Consider the following 20653-nt stretch of genomic DNA (forward strand, 5'->3'; position numbering starts at 1 on the left):
TCGCATGTCGGGCAGCGTTGCAATGCTGATGACCGTCTCGGCAATGGCGTTGCTATCGCCGACGCCGCTGCTGGCAAGCAGTGTTGAAGGCGCCTGGCGTATTACCCGAGTTGCTCCGCTATCCGGAGAGAGCAGCACAACCGCGCGTAACTCGCTGATAGGCCAGGCGGTACGATTTGCGAATGGCCGGGTTGCCGGCCCTGCTCCGTTGTCATGCGAACAGGCGACGTGGGAGACCAACCTCTCGCCACCTGAAGGCTTGTTCGAGGGCAATTTCTCGCAGAGCAGCCACGGAGCAGCCAAAAGTCAGGCGTTGGTACATGGTCTTTGGCGCTTTCCCATTCCAGGCTATACGTTGTCGTGCAGCAGCGGCCTTTTTCACTTGCATCGACCCGAGCGCGCAACGCTGCTGACAGCGATTGATGGACAGGTGTGGACACTGCAACGCTTGTCGCCACAACTGCTCGCTGCAAATACGCCGGAATCTGTGGTTCAGGAATTGCTCGAGAACTGGCTCAATCCCCCGGCCGGTTTCGAACCAGCGGCCTTGAGCCGTGTTGAGCGATGGTTGACGCCAAAGCTCCAGCGCCTCATTTCCGTCTATTTTTCAGTGCCCGGCAAACCCGACGACGCCCCCGCAATCAACGGCGATCCATTCACCGATAGTCAGGAAGCCCCTGCCCGATTCGTCGTTTCCTCAGCCAACCTCAATCCATCCAGAACCGTCGCCCGCGTTCGTGTGCAACTCATTGATGGCAATCGTGTACGCAGCATTCAGTATCTGCTCCAAAGGCATGGCGACCGTTGGCAAGTTGATGACGTTCACTATCCTAACCGTCGCTCGATGAGCGCACTCCTCAGCAATCCATAACAACCATGATTGACCGCATCACCCAACGTACAACGCGCCTGGCCCTTTTTGTCCTGGGTCTGCTTTCCGGGTCTGCATTCACGTCCGCGTGCGCAGCAGACATTGTTTCCCGCCTCGACGCAGGAGGGGGCCTCACCGTGGAAGTGGGCGAGCAGCGCGGACGCACTTTCAACGCCAACTACGGATTCGTCAAGGTCAGCAATTTCGAACCGAAAGTCCTCTTTCAGGGTCGGCCGGTCGTGATAGGCGCCGGGGCATCGGGTAACCCTCTGTGGGATGCCTGGGTCATCCGATCGCCTGCCGGGCCGGCCGTGCTGGCAGTCAATCGTGAGGTATTTTTGGTCACGCTGCGCAACGGTCAGCCACACGCCGAACTGATTGCAAATGCCAAGGCAGACGCCGCTACGATTCAAGCGCTGGACGGCAAGGGCGGGCAGCCAGAGGCGGTCACCACCATTTATCAGCGCAATGACGTCAAGGACGCCCGCGAACTGCCTGGCGACAGGCTATACCTGATCAGCGGCAGCACTGTACTCGACGGTCGCACACTGCGCACCTCCAGGCTGGCGATCAGCAGCGCAGAAAGTCGCAGGCAGCGCGGTGAGTACAACCCCGAGCCGGGAAAGGCGCTGCTGCTCTCTCCGCGCAAGTCGAGAACAGCGCTGTTCGCCAGAGGCGACCAGAACCGCGTGGCCCTGGTTGTTGTTGATCTGGGCAGTGGCGAGGTGACGCAGCACCTCCCGATCGACCGCGATCAGACTTACCTGGGTGAACTGGACTACTACGCTGACGCCACCTGGGCCGCCCGCTACTTTGAATGGTCGAGCAGCGGAGGCGGCGAAGTACTTTCGCTACGGCGCAACGCGGCTGCGATACCGAAAATTGGTTGGCATTTGACGTCCGGCAATACACTCGACCATCGCTATCGCCTGCTCGCGGTCGAAACGTCAATGTTCGACACCTTTCTTGCCTACACGATGGCACAACACGGCGCGGTCATGGACGGTGAATCTACCCGGGACAATTTCGGCCGAACCGCGAACATTCGTATCGGTAGCCGCACGTTGACGGTACGCTGGTCGAGGTTCGAAAGTCCGCCCAATTTCGGACATCTCGAAGTGAGTGTCAACCAGTACAAGCTCCGCGCACCGCTCCTCAACGAGCTGGACTTCCCGGAACTCATCGCCAGCCTTGCCAACGGCTTCAATCGCGAGCTGGCTTCCGGCAAGCACCAGCAACTCATCCAGAAGGACTAGGATGGACTTCGCACTCAAGATTCTTTACTACGCAACACAGACGATTGCCTGCCTGATGGTCGGTTTCTTCTTCCTGGCTGCGGTATTTGGCGGCACCGGAGCCAACCGGATCGTTGCGCTCGGCAGCGGCCTGCTGTCGTTTGCGGCGCTGGGTTTTGGCGTCTATCTCGGGCACTTTTGCGATCGCTGGCTGGCCGGTACCGCTGTCGCAGCGCTGGGAGTGATCGTGTTTTTTGTTGCAATGATTCTCGGTTCGTTGCTGTTCACAAACGTCCATTGGCAGTAGCAACGAAAAAGAGGATTTCGCGTTCACCAATCTCGTAGCGCCAGTGTGGCGCCTGTTCGCGTTGTGTGCAGCGGGCCACGAAATCAAGAACGTCATGACGCTGATCCGCTGCCAGGCCGGTTGCTTTGGACCAATGTGCGCTGTCCGGCACGTGAACGATCAGCCCCACATCGCCACCGCCCATTTCGCAACAGAAACGCAGCGAGCAGCTGTCATCTTCGTAATGGATTGAGCCGTCACGCAAACTGCCTTGAAAACGCACCCGGCGGCCGAACGCATGCTTAAGTCGGGCCGCAGCGGTCGCCCTGATCTCCTGCTCATTCACGGTCGCCTCTCCCATCAACATTCGCCAATCATTGCTTCGCCGCGTTGACAGAAGATCACCACAAAAATCGTTATGCCAGCTGGACTTTGCACACACTAGTCTATGTCAGAGCATCCACCAGAAGAGTATCTCCGGTCGGGCCACCCCGCGGTCTTGTGCGCAGCCGATATAGCCGCTACATGCGGCAAGAATGTTGGTGTGCCTGACTCGACAGCCGACGCAGGCTCGCAACCCGGGTGGCCCGGCTTTCGCAAGTTGGCAATCATCGGTGCGCATTCGGTCAAAATCCGGTTCACCGCTTCCTGTGATCCTGTTGTCCATCACCTGACATGCCCCTAGCAAAGCCACGCGGTCGCAAATCAGCAAGCAGTCACGGCCCGGCGACTGCCGCCCCCTCGGTCGTCGCCGCAATGAGCCCCCGCGCGGCGCTTGCATGCGAGCTCGCCTCGCAGTACGTCGCAGGTCAGCCCGTGTCGGTACTGCTTGCGCTCGCCGACGACGCTGCTTCCGCAGGGGACGATGCAGCCGAACAAGTTGCACTTTCGATGGCTGCCGAACGCATCCACAGCGGTCGTGAAACCTATGCCGGTCTCGCCGGCATCACCCGCCGTCTGCTCGGCAAGCCCATTGCCGACGTGTCGACGCTGGACATACCGTTGCGCTGGTGGCCCTCGCTCGGCCGCTTTCTGGCGCTGCTATTTGCCGAACAGCATGATGAGGTTTTGCAGCAGACCGCGACGTCCCTGTTGCAAAGCATCACGCACGATCCGTTTTGTGCCGAGCCCCACGTCGCGGTCACGCGTCTGACCATTGCCCGACATCTGCTCGGTTACGCCGATCTGAAGTCGGACGAGGCGATTCTGGTTCAACTGGACGCCATCGCGGTCGAGGCGATGCGACTGATCGCCGCAGACAACGTCGCGGTATCGCTCTGGTGGGGTGAACGCGCAGTGATCGGCAGTCTGTCGTACTCCCGGCAGGGACGCGACTATGCCCGGCTGGAAAAGGTAATCGCCGGGGCCGAAGCACATCTGGCCAGATATCCGCATGGAGACACGCAGTTCAAATTGCTGCGCGTCCGGCTGGATATCGCCAATACTGCAAACGACCGCGTCGGCGCACAGTCGGCTCTGGCAGAAATGCCTCAGCACATCGGCTCCAACAAGAAAGTGAACCTGGTTATCTACCTTCGCTCAAGAGGTTTCTTCGCCCTTGAGCACGGTTCTGGCGTTGATGCGGAACGCGATCTTAGTCAGGCACTGGAGCTGGCCGAGAGCATCGAGGCGCCGCCACCGGTAAGGCTGGCTTTGACGCATCTGCTGGCGACGACGTTGTTTGTTCAGAACCGTTTGCGCGACGGCTGTGCTGTCCTTGAGCAGGCGCGAAGCTACACCGCCGCCAGCCAGATGCACTTTATCGATTCGCTCGCCGCGACGGCAGCATCGGCCGCCTGCTGGGACCAGGATCGCGACGCTGCCGTCCAGCTACTGCGTGACGGCCTCGGCACCTACCGCCGCGCTGCCCGTCATCTCTTCCTGCGTTCGACTCCAGAACTGGCGGCGATCACGGCCGCGCGCGCGTTGCAGTACGGCATCGAGACCGAATTTGTCGCCGAATCGATTCGGCGCCGGGAAATGCAGCCACCCGGGCGGGCGGTTGAATGCTGGCCGTGGGCCATCCGCATTCACCTGTTTGGTGGCTTCGCATTGCAGCGCAAGAACCGTGCTGCGGCCAGCAATGGGCGCGGCAAGGCGCAGCAAAAACCGATCGCCATCCTGCGCGCGCTGGCGCTGCTCGGACCGCGCGGCGGTGACCGTCGGGCGCTGGCACGTCGCGTCTGGCGTGGCGTTGACCCCGATGAACAGGGCGACGCACTCGACATGGGCATTGGTCGCGCCCGCAAACTGCTCGGTGATGATTCGCTGATTCAGGTGCAGGATGGCCGCATCTTTCTCGACGACAAGCGCGTGTTTGTCGATACCTGGGCATTCGACGAGATCGAGCAGGTTATTCGTGACACAGAGCGACAGCCTCCCAGTCGTCTGCGGATGGAAGAACTGGGACAGCAATTGATTGCGCTCTATGTGGGCCGCCTGTTCGATGACGACGACTCACTGACCGCCAGCGCCATCCTGATCGAGCAATTCCGAGAACGTTTCATCAACATGGTGACCTTGCTCGCCCGGGCGCTGGCGCGTCACGACCTGCGCGGCGCGATGGACTTGTTGCAACGTGCCATCGAACGTGAACCGTACAGCGAACGCCTGTACCGCAGCCTGATCGAGCAACTTGCCAATGCCGGTGAATATGCGGAAGCCATGCGCTGGTATCGCCGTTGCCAGCACGCCGTGTCGCAAGCTTACGGTGTGGCCATCTCGCCAAACACCGAAGCCCTGCTGGCACTGATCCGCATGCCGCCGCCCAACCCACCCGTCGAAAGCTGATCAACGTCCTCATGGCCGGCACGGCGCCTCGCCGCACGTATTGCTGACTTGTGATTGAGGTGCCTACGGCTGGCGCATCCACTTGCCAAATCCACCCGGAAGAGCGCTACCCTCGGCGAGACAACCGTTGCGGTCGCCGGCAGCAACAGAAACCCGTGCTATCGTGTGAATCCACACACACCTCGCCGACAGTCATGTCGTTATGCTGACGCGCCGACGGTGCAACACGCAAGGAGACCAACATGCCAGGACTGCTACCCAACGTCGATCCCGATGGCCTGCTCGAGTTTTCGGTGGTGTACACCGATCGCGCACTGAACCACATGTCAAAGCGCTTTCAGGGCGTCATGAAAGACATCTCGCGCATTCTGAAAGCGGTCTACCGCGCCCGATCGACCGCACTCGTTCCCGGCAGCGGCACTTTCGGCATGGAGGCTGTCGCCCGCCAATTCGCCACCGGCAAAAAGGTGATGGTGATCCGCAACGGCTGGTTCAGTTACCGCTGGACGCAGATTTTCGAGATGGGCAAGATCCCGGCGCAGGAAATCGTGCTGAAAGCACGCAAGACTGGCGCAGAGCGACAGTCGCCGTGGGCGCCAGCCCCCGTCAGCGAGGTGGTTGCTGCCATCGCGAGCAGCAGGCCTGACGTGGTATTCGCGCCGCACGTGGAAACTGCCGCTGGCATGATCCTGCCTGATGACTATTTGCGGGCAGTTGCCGATGCCGTGCATGCCGTCGGTGGTCTGTTTGTGCTCGACTGCATCGCCTCCGGTGCAATGTGGGTGGATATGCAGGCCACCGGAGTGGACGTGCTGGTAAGCGCGCCGCAAAAGGGCTGGAGCAGCTCGCCCTGCTGTGCGATGGTGATGCTCTCGGAGCGGGCACGCACGGCGATTGATGGCACCACCAGCACCAGCTTCGCCTGTGATCTGAAGAAATGGCTCACCATCATGGAAACCTACGAGAACGGCGCTCACGCCTATCACGCCACCATGCCTACCGACGCACTCACGCGCCTGTGGGAAGTGATGCTGGAGACCGAGCGCTATGGTTTCGAGCGCGTGCGGCAGGAGCAGATCGCGCTGGGCTCCAAAGTGCGCGCACTATTCGAAAGCCGCGGGATCACGAGTGTGGCAGCGGAAGGCTTCAAGGCGCCAGGCGTGGTGGTCAGCTACACCGACGATCCCGGCCTGCAGTCAAGCAAGAAATTTTTGGCCGAAGGCCTGCAGACCGCCGCTGGCGTGCCGCTGCAATGCGATGAAGGCAGCGACTTCTCCACGTTTCGCATCGGACTCTTTGGGCTGGAGAAATGGCACAACGTCGATCTCACCGTGTCGCACCTGGCGACCGCGCTGGATCGTCTGGGTATTGCGCCGTTGCGGGAAGCCCCGCGGGCACCGGAGCGGGCAGCAGCCTGAGCACGAGACAGGCGCCCGCTATTTGGTAGCTGCGGTGCCGGACTTTTCGGCCTTGGCAAAGTCCCCTGCCAGGCCGATCAACCATTCGTCCGGTTTGATGTATTTGCGAAAGGCGGCATTGACTTCGGCCAGCGTTGCGACCTTGATCGCCGCCTCGCGGGCCGCATCAAGCGCAAAGGATTCGCCCCGATCCATTTGCGTGAGCAGCGCGCTGGCAATACTGTCGTCGCTGCTCCAGCGTTGCAGCCTTGCCTGCAGCTCGTTGCTGCGAGCGCGTGACAGCTCGGCCTCGGTGAAACCATCCTTGATCGCGAGCGCGGCCTCTTCGCGCAATGCCGCGACGACACGGTCGCGATTCTGCGGCGCATAGCTCCCTTCAACGCCGAAATAGGCCCGGTTGCCCACCTCGGGCAGGCTCAAGCTGGCGTCCACACTGTAGGACAGGCCGTCCTTCTTGCGAATGCGCTCTGCGAGCCGGTTATCGAGCTGGTTACCGCCGAACACGGCGACAGCGAGACGCAGCGCCGCCGCATCAGCATCGTTGGCGTTGAGTGGAAGAAACTGGTCGACGTCGAGAAGCGCGTTGGCTTTGTCCGGAACCTCCACGGTCAGCGTATTGCCGGGCAGCGTCTGGTGCCGGACTTCATAGCGAACGTAGGCCGGCGCCTGCGACCGCCAGCCCTCGAACTGGCGCTGCACCTCCTCAACCACGCCATCGGGCGCGGTGCCCACCACCGCCACCTGCATCTGACTCGCACCCCAGTTGCGCTGCCAAGCCCGCTGCACATCTTCGAAGCTGATCTCCTGCAAGTCGGCGATCAACTCGGCGTTGGTCTTGCGGAACTCCGGATCACCGCGCTGCAGGCCAAACGCTTTGTTCTTGTAGGGAAGGGCGACATTGTTGAGCACCGTTTGTGGCTCGTTGGCCCGCGAAGCGAGACTGGTGGTGATCTGCTTCTTGATCCGGGCAAAGGCGTCGGCGCTCATCTTGCCGGCACGAATTTCCGGCAGCAGCAGACGAATGGCGTCGAGTACATGCTCGCGATCACTGGTGATCGAGATCGTCGCGCCTTGCGAAACCGGACTGCCACCGACACTGTAGCGCGACTTGAGACGGGTCAGGGCATCGGTACGTGCCTGCTTTTTCTCCGGCGATTCGCCCTCCATCAGCAGCAATCCGACGAAACCGAGCGCCGGCTGCGCCACCTGTTCGCGACGTTCGCCCCAACGCAGCTGAATTTTCACCACTACCGAGTCACCGCGATTCTGCTTGCGTAGTACCGCCGATTGCAACGCCGGGTTGGCGCGGTCGCGCACGGTGCGCCTTTCCAGCGCATCCGGCGTCGGGATGAAGGCCTCGCCGTCGGCCAACGCCGCACGCGGTTTGTAGGTCGCAACGATCGACTCCGGCGATGGCGCGACGGCCAGCTCGACGCGATCAGGCGCGGCCTCCGGCATGAACCGGGCAATCGACCGGTTGGCCGCTTTGAAGTAAGTCTTCTGCACCCGCTGCAAATCGGCCAGCGTGACCTGCTGCGCACGGTCGCGCTGGGCAAACAGCAGGCGCCAGTCGCCCAGTGGAATCGCCTCCGAGAGCGCCATGCCTAGCGAGATTGGCGACTCGGCTGCCTTTTCGAATGCCACCGCCATCTCGCGCTGCGCGCGCTCAAGCGCCTCCTGAGTGACGCCGTTCGCCGCGCCGCCTTCCAGTGCGGTGATCAGCTCTGCCTCAAGACGTGCCAGATCGCTACTCTTGTCAGCCACCAGCACGAATCCCGCGAAGCCGGCATCTACACCACCGAGGCCCAGCGGTCCGATCTGGGTCGCCTTCTTGCTCTCCACGAAGGTCTTGTACAGCGGCCCGGACGGATTGCTGGTCAAGGTCGCCCCCAGCAGCGACAACGCCAGCGAATCGGCATGCAGCCTGACCGGTACCCGGTAGCCAACCGCGGCAATCTTGATGTCGCCAACCCGGCGTACGGTGACATCGCGCTCGCCGTCCTGGGTGGGCTCGGCCGTATAGAGCGCCGGCAACACCCGCGATGGTCGGACGATGGCGCCAAACGATTCGGCGACCCAGCCCAGCGTACGCGCCGGGTCGAACTTGCCGGCGATCAGCAGCACGGCATTGTCAGGCTGGTAGTAACGCTTGTAGAAGGCCTGCAGGCGTTCAATGTTGACGTTCTCGATATCGCTGCGTACCCCAATGGTGGGCTTGCCATAGTTGTGCGCGGTGAACACCGCAGCGCCAAGCCGCTGCACCAGCACCCGGAACGGCTCGTTCTCGCCGCGTTCGTATTCGTTGCGGACGACCGTCATCTCGCTATCGAGATCCTTCTTCGCAATGAAGCTGTTGACCATGCGATCCGCCTCGAACTTCAGCGCGAAACGCAGGTTGTCATCGTTCGCGGTGAAAGCCTCGAAGTACACGGTACGTTCGTGGGTGGTATTGCCATTCCAGCGCATGCCACGCGCGGTGAACTCCTTGGTCGGATCGGCGTGGGTCGGCGTGCCCTTGAACACAAGATGTTCGAGCAGATGCGCCATGCCGGTCTCGCCGTAGTTCTCGTGTTTGGAGCCCACCAGGTACGTGACGTTCACCAGCGTCAGATCTTTCGATTGATCGGGGAACAGCAGCACCTTGAGCCCGTTGGCGAGGCGAAACTCGCTGATGCCTTCGGCCGTCGGCCCGGCAGTGATCCCTGCGGGCAACGGGGTCGGCGCTGTCTGCGCGCGCAAGTCGGCCGGCAGCCACAGCGCAAGGAGAGTGAACAGGGAAATCAGCACTGCAACGGCGGGGGAACGGCGAGACAAGGGATGCTCCTTGGTCAGAAAGTCGGTGAAACAGACGGCGCCAACGAAGGCAGCGCGGTCACGTAACAGTGTCGAATGCTATGCCATTCGCATAACTCGTTGGGCACGCGCGCCGAGCGCGACGCTGCGCATCGTTCCGCCCCCCACATCAGCGGCAGCCTGGGAACCACGACGCGGCCATGAAGCGGCACAACGAGACACGGTGACGATCAGGGAATAGTCTCAGCAGTTGACCGGCGCAACGCCGGCGTAGTGACGTCGTTCGAATCGGATGGGCGGCAGGCTCGTCTCGACACCATCGATTGTGATCGGCGGCAGCAGCAGCACGCCGGGTGCGCCTACCGCGGGCATGCCACGCAGCTCAAAGCGAATTTCCTCGAACTGGTCCGCGCCCGGCGGCAACGGCAGCGGACGGCTGCCGGGCCGCCGCGTAGCGAGCGGTTCTGTCGTTCGCTGGAGCGCAACGCTCGCTAGCGGTGTGCCATCGGCAGCCTGCACCGTCGCGTTGCCCTGCACACTCACCTCGCGTCCGCGTGCGAGCCGCACCGCGACGTAGGCGGCCTTTGATCGACGCAGCGCACCCGGCTCGATGCTCACCTCAATGCGGGCCCCCTGACGCTCGTAGCTGAGTCCCACTTGCGGGCCGGAGATTCGGCAAAACTCGAGCACGGGGGTCGCCTGGTCGGCCTCCACATGCACATACGGCGCAGCGTAAGGAAAGCAGGCGCTCAGCAGGCCAGAGACAACGACTGGCAACACTAGCTGGCGGGCCGTGCGTAGCAGGCGAGTGTTCACTGGCTTTGTCTTCCCAGTTAACCGATGATGGCGGACACGAGCGGAATCAGCACTGATGCCAGCACCGCCTGCAAGCCGAGGGCCAGCGCGGCCCAGGCGCCGGCCTCGGCGTTCACCTGCAACGCGCGTGCGGCGCCGATGCCGTGCGACGCAGTCCCGAGTGCGAAGCCGCGCGCGATCCAGCCGTTGCCGTCCGTCGCAATACCGATCGCGTCGAACAGATACTTGCCCGAAAGCGCGCCGACCAGACCAGTCACCACCGCGAACACAGCAGCGAGCGCCGGGATGCCACCAATCTTCTCGGCCACCCCCATCGCCACCGGCGCGGTCACGCTCTTCGGCGCCAGCGACAGCAGCACCTCGTGCGGCAAGCCCAAGGCCCAAGCGAACAAAACGGCGCTGCCGGCCGCTGCCGAGCCGCCGATCAGCGCTGCGGCGACAAAGCGCACCCCACGAGCCCGCAGTGCGGATCGCCGCTGCCACAGTGGCCAGCCCAGCGCCACCACGGCCGGGCCGAGCAGAAAGTGGATGAACTGCGCGCCGGAAAAGTAAGTCGGGTACGCCGTCCCGGTCAACGTCAAGGCCCCGGCCAGCACCACCACCGACCACAGCACCGGGTTCGCCCACGGTGCCTGCTGCATGCGCGCATAGAACGCCTGTGCCGAGACGTAGACAACCAGCGTCGCGGTCAGCCCGAACAGCGGCGTGGACGACAGATAAACCCAGAGCTGCACGAAGTCGGTCATTGCTTGCCCCCGGCATCCGTCGTCGTGGCCTCTGCTGCCACGGCGGTGTCGCCGGTGTCGCGCAGCAGCGTGCGCAGGCAGAGCGCCGTGACCGCCAGGCCAATCCAGGTTGACAGCACAATCACCACGGCAAGCCGCCAGCCGTACTGGCCAAGCACGCCGAGGTGCGTCATCACACCAACGCCGACCGGGACGAATAGCAGGGAGAGGTGCGCCAGCAAAAATTCGGCCACCGCTGCCACGCGCGTCTGTACCGCACTTGCGCGCAGCGCGACCAGCAGCAGCATGAGTCCGATCACCGGCCCCGGAAACGGCAGCGCCAGCGCGCGGGCCAGCAGTTCGCCGCAGGTCTGCAGCACAAGAAGGATGGCAAGGCCGGCCAGTGCATTCATGACGGCAGTATCGCTGCCGGCGAGGCAAAGGCCAAGCCGTCGCCCGCTACGTCTCTCGCTCGGGTAAAGCTGGCGTCTTCGGGGATCAAAATGGGCCGTCCCATCGATACGCCGGTCTGTTCAGGTGATCGCCTGACCGCCAGGCCGGCGCCAACCTGCCCCTGCACTACAAGGCGCGGATCGCGACCTTGCGGAATTTGATGATGCCACCCGGTGCGTCCTTCGCGCCGTTGCCAAACTGCAGGGCGATCGGGCCGCTGGCGAACTTGCCGTCTTCAACATCCACCGTCCGCTCGCCGTTGAGCACGACGGTCAGCCGCTTGCCCTTGGCAGTGATGCGGAAGGTGTTCCACTTGCCACCGGCTTTCGGCATCGGTTGTGCCACTTTCGCGATATCAACAATCGCGCCGGTGCCGTACAACGGATCGGGCCGCTGGTCGAAGATATTGACTTCGTAGGAGTTCGCCGCCGTCACCTCTTTGGTGTTCGACAGCCGCAGGAAGATGCCGCTGTTGGTGGTGTGATCGGCCCAGAATTCGGCGTCGATCTCGAAATCGGAATAGCTGTTCTTTGAGATCAGGTAGCTCGCCACCTTGGCTTTGTCCGCCACAATCGCGCCGTCTTCAGCGCGCCAGTTGGCGTCACCAATCGGGTAGAAATTGTCCATCCCTTTGGCGCCATCGACCAGCAGCGTCCAGCCGGACGACCCCGACAGACTGGCACAAGCGGCCAGCGCGAACGCCGCCACCAGTATTGACATCGCAGCAGCCACCCGGCGCCCGTTTGCTTGCTTCATAGATCCTCCTTTTTTCACTCCGGATGCGCCGATCTGGCGGCCGAGCGTTGCATTGTGCCCGCCGCACCGGGCGCGTCAAGCGCCACGACAAGAACGAGCAGGCCGGCCGCAACTCCCACGATCGACCATACGCCGGAGCAGCCTGTCAGCGGTGGCTGGTGTCCCGTTCAAGTAAGCTCCGTGAGGACCAGCATCTGTTCTGCCCAGGAGCCCTCATGAAGCTGCAAGTTCTCTTTGCCTCCGCACTGGTGACGCTCGCCGGTGGGCTCGTTGCACCGCTACCGGTGGTGGCGCAGGTTGCCCCCACCGCTGCCGAGGTCGGCCGTTACACCGGGCTGCACGCGGCTGCCCAGCGCGGAGATGCGGCGACAATACGCCAGCTCGTGGCGGCCGGTGCCAGCCTCAACGCCCGCGAGGCCTACGGCCGCACGCCACTGCATGTCGCCACCTTCGCCCGCCAGCGCGACGCTGTGCGCGCCCTGCTCGCAGCCGGCGCCGACCCGTCGCTGCTGGAAAGTGATCGCTATGACGCGGTGACCATCGCCGCCGTGGCTGACGACGAGGAAACGCTGCGCATCCTGCTGGCGGGCGGCGCCAGCGCCAAACTCACTACCAGCCGCTACGACGGCACTGCGCTGATCGCCGCCGCACACCTCGGCCACGACGGCGTGGTGCGGCAACTGATCGCGGCTGGCGCGCCGCTGGACCATGTAAACAACTTGAACTGGACAGCAACGATCGAGGCCATCGTCCTTGGCGACGGCGGCAAGCGTCATCAGGCGACGCTGAAAGCACTGATCGACGCCGGCGCCAGCCTGAAGCTGGCAGACCGCCAGGGTAACTCCCCGCTCGCCCTGGCGCGCGCACGAGGCTATCGGGAAATGGTCGCCATGCTGGAGGCCGCGGGAGCGAAGTAGCCACCGCAACCTCTCCCAAAATGGCCGACCGCAGTCATCATCTTCCTGCCGAAACCCTCGTCCACATTGGGCTCGGTGGTGATTTCTGCATGATGTCGACTTTTTCAAAAAATTGCTTGTAGCCCAGTTCTGATAAGGGTTACAGCAAAAAGCTGAACGACAGTCTGCGGTCTGCTGCTCACGCCTCTGATGCGGCGCAACAAAGCGATGCGGCGGCTGGCTACACTGGCAGGTTGACTCTTCAGCAAACCACCATGAATCCAGCCCATCGCCTCGAAGGCAAAGTTTCCCTGATCACCGGCGCCGCACAAGGCATCGGGCTCGCCACAGCACTCAAGTTTGCCCGCGAAGGCGCCATCGTCATCGTCTGCGACATCAAGCAGGCGGGCGTTGACGACGCGGTGCAGCAATGCCAGGCACTCGGCGCCAAAGCGGCGGGCTACGTGCTCAACGTCACCGACCGCGCAGCGATTGATCTGGTCGTCGCCAAAGTGAAGGCGGATTTCGGCCGCATTGATGTCCTGGTCAACAACGCCGGAATCACCCAGGACGCGCGCCTGCAGAAGATGACGATCGAGCAGTTCGACCGCGTGATCGACGTCAATCTGCGCGGCGTCTTTCACTGCGCGCAGGCAGTGGCCGATGTGATGGTGGCACAAGGTTCAGGCGTGATCCTCAACGCCTCGTCCGTCGTCGGCATCTACGGCAACTTTGGCCAGACCAACTACGCCGCCAGCAAGTTCGGCGTGATCGGCTTCACCAAAACCTGGAGCCGCGAGCTCGGCCCCAAGGGCGTGCGCGTCAACGCCGTCGCGCCGGGCTTCATTGCGACGCCGATCCTCGCCACGGTGCCGGACAAAGTTCTCGATGAAATGAAGGCACGCGTACCGCTGCACCGCCTCGGCACCGCAGAGGAAATCGCCAACGTCTACGCATTCCTCGCCAGCGACGAAGCCAGCTACATCAACGGCGCCGTGATCGAAGTGTCGGGCGGGATGTCGGTGTAGCGGAGGGCGCGGCGCCCTAGAATCAGCCGGATGCGTTCACTCGTGTACTCGCCAAACCGACGGTTACGTCGCGCCGCCGCGCGTGGTCACTCCACCGACAGCAGCCGGCAGATAGCGCCATGACGCTTATCAAATCAAGACAACGCATCGCCGACCACGGCGAAGTGTTCACACCGGCGTGGATGGTGGATGCCATGCTTGATCTGGTGAAGCACGAGACCGAGCGCATCGACTCGCGCTTTCTTGAGCCCGCCTGTGGCAGCGGCAATTTCATCGTGCGCATCCTGCAGCGCAAGCTCGCGGCGGTCGAACTCAAATACGGCAAGTCGGATTTCGAGCGCAGGCATTTTGCGCTCGCTGGGTTGATGTGCATCTACGGCGTTGAATTGCTGCCGGACAACATTGCCGAGTGCCGCGCCAATGTGCTGGAGATCTTTGCCGACTACCTCGCCATTGACGAGGCAGACCCGTTCTACCGCGCCGCCGCATTCGTGCTCTCGCAAAACATCGTGCACGGCGACGCGCTCACCATGCGCATGCACGGTGGCGAGCCGATCACTTTTGCGGAGTGGGGCTACCTCGGCAAGGGCAAGTTCCAGCGCCGAGATTTTCGCTTTGATGTGCTCACCGGCTCATCCAAGTTCAGCGGCAGCGCGAATGACCCGCAAGGCTCCTTGTTCGCCCATCTCGGCAAGCATGAAATCTTCACCCCGGTTCGTGAGTATCCGCCGATGACGGTCGCCGAACTTGCTGCGATGGTCGCTCCGGTCGACGCGGACGCACCGCAAATGGCCGCGCAGCCATGAGCCACAACGCATCAACCCCGGTAGCGCCACAGGCCGATTTTGTGCTGCGCGGGCGCAACCCCGATGTGCTCACCTGCATCGCGAACTTGTCCAACGACGAGGTGTTTACGCCGCCGGAGTTTGCCAACCGCATGCTCGACACGCTGGCTGAGGCGTGGGCCAAGGATCATGGCGGCAAGAGCCCGTGGGCCGACCCAACCGTGCGCTTTCTGGATCCCTGCACCAAGTCCGGCGTGTTCCTGCGAGAGATCACGCGCCGCCTGACCGACGGGCTTGCCAACAAGATGCCGGATTTGCAGCAGCGGGTGAACCACATCCTCACGCAGCAGGTGTACGGGATTGGCATCACCCAGCTCACCAGCCTCTTGGCGCGGCGCAGCCTGTATTGCTCGAAGCACGCCAAGGGCAAGCATTCGATTGCGAAGGGCTTTGCAAGTGATGCAGGGAATGTGTGGTTTGAGCGTACCGAGCACACGTGGCGGGATGGCAGTTGCAAGCACTGCGGTGCCAGCAAAAAGGCACTAGACCGTGGCCGCGACCGCGAATCACATGCCTACGCGTTCATTCACACCGACAACATCAAGGCGCGCGTCGCCAAGCTGTTTGGAGACGACATGCAGTTCGACGTCATCATTGGTAACCCGCCGTACCAACTCAACGATGGCGGTTATGGCACCAGCGCTGCGCCGATTTATCAGAAGTTTGTTGAGCAGGCCATTGCGCTTGAGCCACGCTATTTGTCCATGGTGATCCCGTCGCGCTGGTTCGCGGGTGGTAAGGGGCTCGATGAGTTTCGCGAGCAAATGCTTGCAGACGACCACATTCGAGCGATCCACGATTACCTAAGCGCTGCCGATGTATTCCCCGGCGTGGGCTTGAAGGGCGGTGTTTGCTTCTTCTTGCGTGAGCGCGACACTCAGGGCGATTGCGAGGTACTAACCCATTTCAAGGACTGGCCAGTTTCGGTTGCTACGCGGCCACTGCTGGAAGCCGACGCTGACGTGTTCATTCGGTTCAACGAAGGGCTATCGATACTGAAGAAGGTGATTGCCGTCGAGACGGGCACGGAGAAATCACTCGTACTACCAAATGGCAGTAAGTTCGATGAGCTTGTGAGTTCACTAAGGCCGTTTGGGTTGCGGACATTCTTCCGAGGCGCAGAGAACAAACGACGCGGCGACGTCGCGGTGCATCAAAACGGCGGCATTGGATACATCGCACGAAGCGAGATTACGACAGGCGAAAATTTAATTGATGCATGGAAAATCTACATCGGGCGCGCAGCACCCGGCACAGGAAATCGCGACACGTATCCGCATCGCATCCTCAGCACGCCGTTCATCGGTGAACCGGGCAGCATTTGCTCTGAAACCTATTTGTGCATCGGCCCGTTCGCGAGCAAAGTCGAAGCTGAGAGCGCGCTCTCCTACCTGACGTGTCGCCTGACGCGGCTTTTGATCCTGTTGCATAAGCCGTCGCAAGACACGACGCGCAAGGTCTACACCTTCGTTCCAACGCAGACGTGGGATCGGGCATGGACGGACGCTGAGCTTTACGCCAAGTACGGGCTCTCCGCAAGCGAAATCGAATTCGTTGAGAAGATTGTGCGGCCGATGGATTTGACGAGTGACCTCCTCGGCGATGTCACGGTCGACGACGATAGCGACGATGAGTAAACCGGGCATCGACGAAGTCCTCGCGCCCAAACCCGTCGCGCGTCCGCGCATCTATGCCTACGCCATCGCGGATGACGCGCACAAGGGCTTGCTGAAAGTCGGCCAGACCACGCGTGAAGTGAAGGCGCGCGTGGCGGAGCAGTTGAAGACGGCCGCGATCAAAAACTATCGCATCGTGCTCGATGAACCGGCGGAGCGCACCGATGGCTCGATCTTTAGCGACCATGAGGTGCGCGCCTCGCTGGCCCGCAAAGGCTTCAAGAAGGCACAACTGGAATGGATGCACTGCACGGTGGCAGACGTGCACACCGTGCTCACCGAGCTCGCCACCGGTCAGCGACTCACGGGTACGCATCACCAGACGTTCCCGATGCGCCGCGAGCAGGCGGACGCGGTGAAGCTGACGCTGGCCTACTACCAGTCGCGCTGGGCGGAGGATAGAGACGCGGTGCCACGCTTCTTGTGGAACGCGAAGATGCGCTTCGGCAAAACGTTCACCACCTACCAGCTGGCGAAGCAGATGAACGCGCGGCGCGTGCTGGTGGTGACCTTCAAGCCAGCCGTGGAAGACGCGTGGCAGACCGATCTGGAGAACCACGCCGACTTCGACGGCTGGCAGTATTTGTCGCGCGGTTCAGGCAATGCCGGCGGCGACCCGACGCAGGTGGATCGCAAAAAGCCGGTCGTCTACTTCGGCTCGTTTCAGGATTTGCTCGGGCGCGACGCGGCGGGCAACATCAAGCCGCGCAACGAATGGCTGCACACGGTGAACTGGGATTTGGTGGTGTTCGACGAATACCACTTTGGCGCGTGGCGCGACTCGGCGAAAGAGTTGTTTGAGGGCGAGGAAGACGCCTTGGCGCGCACCGAAGCCGCGCTTGAAGAAGCGGTGCGAGACAGCAAACGCTACCGCGAGCGCGTGGCCGACCGGCAACAGCCACTGGAGAGCGAGCGCGAGTTTCTGCCAATCACTACGCGGGCGTATCTCTATCTTTCTGGCACGCCGTTCAAGGCGCTGGCCACGGGCGAGTTCATCGAAGAGCAAATCTTTAACTGGACCTACACCGACGAGCAGCGCGCCAAGGCCGAATTCGCCCGCAAGCACCCCGCGAAGTGGAACCCGTATGGCGCGCTGCCGCAGATGCGGCTGTTGACCTACCAGATGCCCGACGAGCTGCTGGCAATTGCCAGCTCGGGCGAGTTTGATGAGTTTGATCTGAACGCGTTCTTCGAGGCGTCTGGCGAGGGGAAAAAGGCCAAGTTCACGCACAAACGCGATGTGCAAAAGTGGCTGGAAATCATTCGCGGACAATACGCGCCGCGCGCCGTGGAAAGCCTGAAGACCGGCACGCGGCCGCCGTTTCCGTACTCCGACATTCGCCTGCTGCCGTACTTGCAGCATTCGTTCTGGTTTTTGCCGAACGTGGCGGCCTGCCACGCGATGGCGAATCTGCTCGCCGAAAAGCACAACGTGTTCTGGCACGACTACACCGCTGTGGTTGCAGCGGGCGCGGCGGCGGGCATTGGGCTTGATGCGCTCGGGCCAGTGCGCGATGCGATTGGCAGCGGCTTCGACAGCAAAACGATCACACTCTCCTGCGGCAAACTCACCACGGGCGTCACGGTGCCGCAGTGGTCATCAATCCTGATGCTGCGCAATCTGAAGTCGCCGGAGACGTACTTTCAGGCGGCGTTTCGCGTGCAGTCGCCGTGGTCAATCAAGAACCCGAATGGCGACAACCCGAACGAGGAAGAAATCCTCAAGCCCGCGTGTTTCGTGTTCGACTTTGCGCCGACGCGGGCGCTGCGGCAACTCTCGGACTACGCGATTGGCCTTTCACCAAACGAGCTGAACCCGGAGAACGCGGTGCGGGAGTTGGTGGCGTTTTTGCCGGTGCTGGCCTACGACGGCGCCAACATGACGCAGATCGACGCAGGCGGCATCCTGGACATCGCGATGGCGGGCACCTCGGCCACGCTGCTCGCCCGCAAGTGGGAAAGCGCACTCCTGGTGAATGTGGACAACGACACGCTGCAACGCGTACTCGACAACCCCGAGGCGATGGCGGCGGTGGAGCGCATCGAGGGCTGGCGCGCGCTGGGCGACAACGTGATCGAGACCATCATCAACAAGAGCAAGCAGGTCAAAGACCTTAAAAACAAGGCCAAAGAAAAGGACCTGACAACCAAGCAGAAAGCCGCGTTGACAGAGGCCGAGAAGGAATTCCGTTCGAAACGCAAGCTGGTGCAGGAAAAGCTCATCAAATTTGCGACGCGCATTCCGGCGTTCATGTATCTCACGGACTTTCGCGAGAACACGTTGCGGGACGTCATCACCAAGCTGGAGCCGGAGTTGTTCCTGAGCGTGACCGGGCTCACGGTCAAGGATTTTCACCTGCTGGTGCAATTGAAAGTCTTCAACACCGAGCAGATGAATCAGGCGGTGTTTGCGTTCCGCCGCTACGAGGACGCGTCGCTCTCCTACACCGGCATCGAAAGTCACGCCGGGCTGTCGCGCTATGGGCTGTATGACACGGTCGTTGCGCGGGAGGCCACCTGATTCGAGTTACAGCAAAGCGTCGCCGTTGGTCAGCGTCAGCACCCCAAGCACGGCAAAAATCAGTGCTGCAACAATGTGCACCGGCCGCACCGGGAGTTTCTCGGCGAGCCGGTGACCGATGAACACGGCGGGCGCGTTGGCCAGCATCATGCCGAGCGTGGTGCCGGCAACGACGGCGGTGAGCGACGCATATTTGGCCGCAAGGCCGACGGTGGCGAACTGCGTCTTGTCGCCCATCTCGGCGAGGAAGAAGGCAATCACCGTAGTGCCGAAGATGCCGAATTTGGCGCCGCTGCCGGCGTTCGCCTCATCCTCGTCAATCTTGTCCGGCACCAGCATCCACGCGGCCATCGCGATGAAGCCGAGGCCGAGGATCCAGCGCATGGCATCCGGCCCGATCAGACGCATCAGCCACGCCCCAACGGCGCCGGCGAGTGCGTGATTGACCAGTGTCGCGACCAGAATGCCCAGCACAATCGGCCACGGCTTGCGGTACTTGGCGGCGAGGATGAAGGAAAGCAGCTGCGTCTTGTCGCCAATTTCGGCGAGCGCAACGATGCCAGTGGAGATGAGAAAGGCTTCCATGTGGAGTAATCCGGCGCCAGAAGATGAACCGATGACTGCACGGCATCCCCGGCGCAAGCGGAGGCTGTGCAGTCAAAGGTCTTGCCAGACGCAGGGCCAGGCCCCGCTGCCGCACGCGCCATGACCGGATGGTCAAGTGTGTTGACGCGTGCCCCGCTCGTTGCGCCACGCTGGTGGCGCTGGTGGGCGGCTACTCCCCGATGACCAATGCATTTTACGCCGAACCGAAAGCGCATCAGCCCGGCGCGGCTGCATTGCTCAGGCGTCGTAGCGGATGCGATAGAGATTGTCAGCGCTTGCCGTCAGCACCGCGTTCTTCTGCGCGCTGCCCGGCGCGTTGATCGATTCGATCAGGCCGATCACGCTGAGCGCGACGGCGTCGATTTCGACGCGGGCGCTGCGACCCGTGGCCGGGTTGCTTACGTGCGCCACCGCGATCACGGTCGATGGTGACGATTGCGTTTCGATGCACTGCGCGGCGCAACGCGTCTGCCATTCGATGCCCTGCTCCATGCCAAGCCGCAGGGCATCGACGGACGGGCCTGCTGCGTCCACATAGGCCATGGCCAGTGCTTGCCCGCTGCTGCCGATCACACTCGCGACTTCGAGCCCGATGCGGCCGCCCAAGGCGTGCAGCAGATCACCGCTGACAGCTGGCGTAACCAGTTCATCACCCAATGCCGCAGCCATTGCGCCAGGCGCAGTGGCAAGCGCGGCAACGCTGGCGACGGCAACTCCGGCGCGCGCGCCGTTGAGCATGAAATCACGACGGGATTCAACAAAGGACATGGCGCAGCTCCTTGAGCGAAAGCGGTGGTTGCCGCAAAGAGCGTTGCGGCGGCGGGCAGGTAACGACGGGCCGATGCCGGTGGTTGACAGACAAGTCTGCTGCCCATATCCACGGCGCGGGGCCGTCGGAGCCTTTTGCCATGGCGCTGCCAATCGCAATTTGGCAATTT

18 protein-coding genes and 1 riboswitch are annotated in these 20653 nt (G+C 62.3%); of the genes, 10 read left to right on the top strand and 8 right to left on the bottom strand.

The genetic code is table 11. The annotated features are described in order from the left end of the window. Positions 1–4 precede the first annotated feature (4 nt). The 3 genes from FKL89_RS14990 to FKL89_RS15000 all read left to right on the top strand — a co-directional run bounded on the left by FKL89_RS14990 (position 5) and on the right by FKL89_RS15000 (position 2413). Positions 5–871: a YqhG/Tai3 family protein gene (locus FKL89_RS14990; protein ID WP_162527537.1), complete on the top strand. Its 867-nt coding sequence runs from the start codon at positions 5–7 to the stop codon at positions 869–871. Positions 872–1008: 137 nt separating this feature from the next. Continuing rightward, the gene (locus FKL89_RS14995; RefSeq protein ID WP_156863567.1) at positions 1009–2127 is read left to right on the top strand and encodes a hypothetical protein; all 1119 of its coding nucleotides are present in this window, start codon (positions 1009–1011) and stop codon (positions 2125–2127) included. 1 nt (position 2128) lies between these two features. Beyond that, entirely contained in the window at positions 2129–2413 is a 285-nt protein-coding gene (locus FKL89_RS15000; RefSeq protein WP_156863568.1) for a hypothetical protein, read from the top strand. Here FKL89_RS15000 and FKL89_RS15005 read toward each other — a convergent pair. Next, complete coding sequence (locus FKL89_RS15005; RefSeq protein WP_156863569.1) at positions 2391–2759, bottom strand: hypothetical protein; 369 nt, start codon at positions 2757–2759, stop codon at positions 2391–2393. The genes FKL89_RS15000 and FKL89_RS15005 overlap by 23 nt on opposite strands. A 449-nt stretch (positions 2760–3208) precedes the next feature. On the opposite strand from FKL89_RS15005, the gene FKL89_RS15010 reads away from it, so the two are divergent. Together FKL89_RS15010 and FKL89_RS15015 are read left to right on the top strand one after the other, a co-directional pair. Continuing rightward, a complete protein-coding gene (locus FKL89_RS15010; RefSeq protein WP_162527538.1) occupies positions 3209–5182 on the top strand; it encodes an AfsR/SARP family transcriptional regulator in 1974 nt (657 codons plus the stop codon). Between the two features lie 242 nt (positions 5183–5424). Next, positions 5425–6600, top strand: coding sequence for an aminotransferase class V-fold PLP-dependent enzyme (locus FKL89_RS15015; protein WP_156863571.1), 1176 nt, complete (start codon positions 5425–5427; stop codon positions 6598–6600). An 18-nt stretch (positions 6601–6618) separates the two neighbouring features. On the opposite strand, the gene FKL89_RS15020 is transcribed toward FKL89_RS15015, so the two are convergent. From FKL89_RS15020 to FKL89_RS15040, 5 genes are all read right to left on the bottom strand, one after another. After that, on the bottom strand, positions 6619–9414 hold the full coding sequence (locus tag FKL89_RS15020) for a M16 family metallopeptidase (RefSeq protein ID WP_156863572.1): 2796 nt from the start codon (positions 9412–9414) through the stop codon (positions 6619–6621). Between the two features lie 222 nt (positions 9415–9636). Further along, positions 9637–10209, bottom strand: a complete 573-nt coding sequence (locus FKL89_RS15025) for a hypothetical protein (RefSeq protein ID WP_156863573.1) — start codon at positions 10207–10209, stop codon at positions 9637–9639. Between the two features lie 17 nt (positions 10210–10226). Next, positions 10227–10955: an LrgB family protein gene (locus FKL89_RS15030; protein ID WP_156863574.1), complete on the bottom strand. Its 729-nt coding sequence runs from the start codon at positions 10953–10955 to the stop codon at positions 10227–10229. Then, complete coding sequence (locus FKL89_RS15035) at positions 10952–11347, bottom strand: CidA/LrgA family protein (RefSeq protein WP_156863575.1); 396 nt, start codon at positions 11345–11347, stop codon at positions 10952–10954. Before FKL89_RS15035 ends, FKL89_RS15030 begins: the two co-directional genes overlap by 4 nt. Positions 11348–11513: 166 nt before the next feature. Next, a complete protein-coding gene (locus tag FKL89_RS15040) occupies positions 11514–12143 on the bottom strand; it encodes a 3-keto-disaccharide hydrolase (RefSeq protein WP_156863576.1) in 630 nt (209 codons plus the stop codon). Between the two features lie 215 nt (positions 12144–12358). On the opposite strand from FKL89_RS15040, the gene FKL89_RS15045 reads away from it, so the two are divergent. The 5 genes from FKL89_RS15045 (at position 12359) to FKL89_RS15065 (ending at position 19109) form a co-directional block, all read left to right on the top strand. Continuing rightward, entirely contained in the window at positions 12359–13060 is a 702-nt protein-coding gene (locus FKL89_RS15045) for an ankyrin repeat domain-containing protein (RefSeq protein WP_156863577.1), read from the top strand. Between the two features lie 254 nt (positions 13061–13314). Then, on the top strand, positions 13315–14067 hold the full coding sequence (gene fabG / locus FKL89_RS15050; RefSeq protein WP_156863578.1) for a 3-oxoacyl-ACP reductase FabG: 753 nt from the start codon (positions 13315–13317) through the stop codon (positions 14065–14067). A 119-nt stretch (positions 14068–14186) separates the two neighbouring features. Next, the gene (locus FKL89_RS15055; protein WP_156863579.1) at positions 14187–14873 is read left to right on the top strand and encodes a DNA methyltransferase family protein; all 687 of its coding nucleotides are present in this window, start codon (positions 14187–14189) and stop codon (positions 14871–14873) included. Continuing rightward, positions 14870–16549 carry an Eco57I restriction-modification methylase domain-containing protein gene (locus FKL89_RS15060; protein ID WP_156863580.1) on the top strand — a complete coding sequence of 560 codons (1680 nt, stop codon included), beginning with the start codon at positions 14870–14872 and terminating at the stop codon, positions 16547–16549. The genes FKL89_RS15055 and FKL89_RS15060 overlap by 4 nt, the downstream gene beginning before the upstream one ends. Continuing rightward, a complete protein-coding gene (locus FKL89_RS15065) occupies positions 16542–19109 on the top strand; it encodes a GIY-YIG nuclease family protein (RefSeq protein ID WP_156863581.1) in 2568 nt (855 codons plus the stop codon). Before FKL89_RS15060 ends, FKL89_RS15065 begins: the two co-directional genes overlap by 8 nt. 6 nt (positions 19110–19115) lie before the next feature. Here the strand turns inward: FKL89_RS15065 and FKL89_RS15070 are convergent, their stop codons facing one another. Further along, the gene (locus FKL89_RS15070; protein WP_156863582.1) at positions 19116–19694 is read right to left on the bottom strand and encodes a TMEM165/GDT1 family protein; all 579 of its coding nucleotides are present in this window, start codon (positions 19692–19694) and stop codon (positions 19116–19118) included. Positions 19695–19698: 4 nt separating this feature from the next. After that, a riboswitch (yybP-ykoY riboswitch) is annotated at positions 19699–19905 on the bottom strand. Positions 19906–19952: 47 nt separating this feature from the next. After that, complete coding sequence (locus FKL89_RS15075) at positions 19953–20483, bottom strand: hypothetical protein (RefSeq protein ID WP_156863583.1); 531 nt, start codon at positions 20481–20483, stop codon at positions 19953–19955. Positions 20484–20653: the final 170 nt, after the last annotated feature.

The organism is Casimicrobium huifangae, assembly GCF_009746125.1.
GTDB classification, from domain to species: domain Bacteria; phylum Pseudomonadota; class Gammaproteobacteria; order Burkholderiales; family Casimicrobiaceae; genus Casimicrobium; species Casimicrobium huifangae.

What these genes read in the sequence shown, in the direction of transcription:
- FKL89_RS14990 (WP_162527537.1), top strand. Translation starts at nt 5, where the DNA reads ATGTCGGGCAGCGTTGCAATGCTGATGACCGTCTCGGCAATGGCGTTG.
- FKL89_RS15000 (WP_156863568.1), top strand. Translation starts at nt 2,129, where the DNA reads ATGGACTTCGCACTCAAGATTCTTTACTACGCAACACAGACGATTGCC.
- FKL89_RS15005 (WP_156863569.1), bottom strand. Translation starts at nt 2,759, where the DNA reads ATGTTGATGGGAGAGGCGACCGTGAATGAGCAGGAGATCAGGGCGACC.
- FKL89_RS15015 (WP_156863571.1), top strand. Translation starts at nt 5,425, where the DNA reads ATGCCAGGACTGCTACCCAACGTCGATCCCGATGGCCTGCTCGAGTTT.
- FKL89_RS15030 (WP_156863574.1), bottom strand. Translation starts at nt 10,955, where the DNA reads ATGACCGACTTCGTGCAGCTCTGGGTTTATCTGTCGTCCACGCCGCTG.
- FKL89_RS15035 (WP_156863575.1), bottom strand. Translation starts at nt 11,347, where the DNA reads ATGAATGCACTGGCCGGCCTTGCCATCCTTCTTGTGCTGCAGACCTGC.
- FKL89_RS15040 (WP_156863576.1), bottom strand. Translation starts at nt 12,143, where the DNA reads ATGAAGCAAGCAAACGGGCGCCGGGTGGCTGCTGCGATGTCAATACTG.
- FKL89_RS15045 (WP_156863577.1), top strand. Translation starts at nt 12,359, where the DNA reads ATGAAGCTGCAAGTTCTCTTTGCCTCCGCACTGGTGACGCTCGCCGGT.
- fabG (WP_156863578.1), top strand. Translation starts at nt 13,315, where the DNA reads ATGAATCCAGCCCATCGCCTCGAAGGCAAAGTTTCCCTGATCACCGGC.
- FKL89_RS15055 (WP_156863579.1), top strand. Translation starts at nt 14,187, where the DNA reads ATGACGCTTATCAAATCAAGACAACGCATCGCCGACCACGGCGAAGTG.
- FKL89_RS15060 (WP_156863580.1), top strand. Translation starts at nt 14,870, where the DNA reads ATGAGCCACAACGCATCAACCCCGGTAGCGCCACAGGCCGATTTTGTG.
- FKL89_RS15065 (WP_156863581.1), top strand. Translation starts at nt 16,542, where the DNA reads ATGAGTAAACCGGGCATCGACGAAGTCCTCGCGCCCAAACCCGTCGCG.
- FKL89_RS15070 (WP_156863582.1), bottom strand. Translation starts at nt 19,694, where the DNA reads ATGGAAGCCTTTCTCATCTCCACTGGCATCGTTGCGCTCGCCGAAATT.
- FKL89_RS15075 (WP_156863583.1), bottom strand. Translation starts at nt 20,483, where the DNA reads ATGTCCTTTGTTGAATCCCGTCGTGATTTCATGCTCAACGGCGCGCGC.